We start from the raw sequence: 1,572 nt of genomic DNA, 5'->3' as shown, positions 1-1,572 counted from the left end.
CCATAAATTTTTCAATTATGGCGAGTAAATATTTGCGATCCATATAGTCAAAACCACTTTTATCTACGTCAATCATGTCAAGCGCTTGCTTAGCTACTTCGGCGTTTACTGTACCGTCAGATTTTACCTGTGTGTAATCACGTACACGGCGCAATAAGCGGTTAGCTATACGTGGTGTACCGCGCGAACGCTGTGCAATTTCGGTTGCGCCATCGTCACACATTTCTAAACCTAGATAATGTGCAGAGCGCCCTACTATGTGCGACAAATCTTCTACAGAATAAAACTCTAATCGCTGCACAATACCAAAACGGTCACGTAGTGGCGATGTAAGCGAGCCTGCTCGGGTGGTTGCTCCAATAAGTGTAAATGCAGGTAGGTCTAATTTAATAGAACGCGCAGCTGGGCCTTCACCAATCATTATATCAAGCTGGTAGTCTTCCATTGCGGGGTAGAGTATTTCTTCAACTTGCGGGCTGAGTCTGTGTATTTCATCAATAAACAGTACATCGCCTTCCTCTAAATTTGTGAGCAGCGCAGCTAAATCGCCTGCTTTTTCAAGTACAGGGCCTGATGTTGTTTTAATACTTACGTGTAATTCGTTGGCGACAATATTTGCAAGCGTGGTTTTACCAAGCCCTGGTGGGCCAAATATTAATAAATGATCGAGCGCTTCACCACGGGTACGAGCAGCTTCAATAAAAATTTCCATTTGCTGCTTAACATGAGGCTGGCCCCTGTAGTCAGCTAAAAGTTTTGGCCTTATAGCACGATCTATAGAGTCTTCATTTGTTTTTTCAGTCGCGTCAATTAAGCGATCCGCTTCAATCATGGGTTACTCACAACATAGATTTTAAAGATTCTCTAATAAGAACCTCAGTAGACATATCGGGTTTGCTTATCGATTTTACTGCTTTTTGAGCTTGTGGCAATTTATAACCTAATGCAAGCAGTGCTGATACGGCATCATCGGCTGCGTTATTAGCTATTGTCGCATCACTCATTGGCTCTATTACTGCGCTGTCGCTAAATGGCGTAAATAAATCATTACCCCAATCTTTTAGTCTGTCTTTCATTTCGAGTACTAAACGCTCGGCTGTTTTTTTACCGACACCCGGTAATTTAACTAGCGACGTTGAGTCTTCGTTATTTACACAACTTACAAATTGCTTTGCCGACATGCCCGATAAAATAGCTAAGCCAAGTTTTGGCCCTACGCCATTTGCTTTTAATAGCTCTCTAAACAAGGCACGTTCAACTTTATTATTAAAACCAAATAACAGTTGAGCATCTTCACGCACTACAAAGTGAGTGTAAACAATCGCGTTTTCACCAATCTTTGGTAAATCGTAAAAACAGGTCATTGGCATTTGTACTTCGTAACCGACACCACTTACTTCGAGTAATATCTCTGGTGGCTGTTTTTCGACTAAAATACCATTTAAGCGGCCTATCATAGTTATTTCCTTAGACGTCCTCTAACGGTTTTGCTTGCGCTACCCGCTAGTTTAATTAAATTTTGTTCTGAGTGAGCGTGGCAAATCGCAATAGCGAGTGCATCAGCTGCATCGG

2 protein-coding genes and 1 pseudogene are annotated in these 1,572 nt (G+C 42.0%); all 3 read right to left on the bottom strand.

The window, feature by feature from the left end:
* A partial coding sequence (ruvB, locus tag L652_RS0104670) for a Holliday junction branch migration DNA helicase RuvB (protein ID WP_024603330.1) occupies positions 1-832 on the bottom strand: 832 nt, incomplete at its 3' end.
* 7 nt (positions 833-839) lie between these two features.
* Positions 840-1,457, bottom strand: a complete 618-nt coding sequence (gene ruvA / locus L652_RS0104665; protein WP_002960647.1) for a Holliday junction branch migration protein RuvA — start codon at positions 1,455-1,457, stop codon at positions 840-842.
* Positions 1,458-1,459: 2 nt separating this feature from the next.
* Positions 1,460-1,572 (bottom strand): annotated as a pseudogene (locus tag L652_RS1000000124875) (crossover junction endodeoxyribonuclease RuvC); the annotation flags it as partial.

This window comes from Pseudoalteromonas sp. TB25 (genome assembly GCF_000497995.1).
GTDB lineage: Bacteria > Pseudomonadota > Gammaproteobacteria > Enterobacterales > Alteromonadaceae > Pseudoalteromonas > Pseudoalteromonas distincta.
This window is presented reverse-complemented; position numbering and strand designations above follow the sequence as displayed.